General features: G+C 46.8%; 2 tRNA genes and 1 rRNA gene. All 3 read left to right on the top strand.

Features of this window, described 5'->3' with window-relative positions:
- A 16S ribosomal RNA gene (locus BZJ21_RS16625) occupies positions 1-55 on the top strand; the annotation flags it as partial.
- A 91-nt stretch (positions 56-146) separates the two neighbouring features.
- A tRNA-Ile gene (locus tag BZJ21_RS15465) sits at positions 147-223 on the top strand.
- A gap of 134 nt (positions 224-357) precedes the next feature.
- Positions 358-433, top strand: a tRNA-Ala gene (locus BZJ21_RS15460).
- Positions 434-598 lie beyond the last annotated feature (165 nt).

The following is a 598-nucleotide window of genomic DNA, read 5'->3' as shown; positions in this document are numbered from 1 at the left end:
GGTGAAGTCGTAACAAGGTAGCCCTAGGGGAACCTGGGGCTGGATCACCTCCTTACTGACGCTATTCTTGCGAGTGTTCACACAGATTGCACGGTCAAAATGTCAAAGAGATATGAGCTCCTTAGTTTGGGGCTCGTACCTTAGATGGGTCTGTAGCTCAGCTGGTTAGAGCGCACCCCTGATAAGGGTGAGGTCGGTGGTTCAAGTCCACTCAGACCCACCACTTCTACTTATCCTGCGTCATCTTTGATAGCTGCGATGCTCATGTGCTAAAGCACACTGCGCGTCTCACTTCAAATCTGACTGGGTTAAGCGAAGTGGACTTCTATAAAGAAGTCCGTCTAAGGATATCATGATGGGGCTATAGCTCAGCTGGGAGAGCGCCTGCCTTGCACGCAGGAGGTCAGCAGTTCGATCCTGCTTAGCTCCACCACTTTTTAAGCGTATTTATAATGATAAGTGCCTTTAAAAAGTGGTTTATCGTCGTGATAAACACACGTGCTCTTTAACAATCTGGAAAGCTGACAAGTCATTCTTTAAGAATGACAGTAAAGTTCTCAATCAGTGACATATCATGTCACTCACACAATCAAGTGTG

Origin of the sequence: Salinivibrio costicola subsp. alcaliphilus (genome assembly GCF_001996185.1) — a bacterium.
GTDB lineage: Bacteria > Pseudomonadota > Gammaproteobacteria > Enterobacterales > Vibrionaceae > Salinivibrio > Salinivibrio costicola.
The sequence above is the reverse complement of the archived record's forward strand: the minus strand, read 5'-3'. Positions and strand labels throughout refer to the sequence as shown.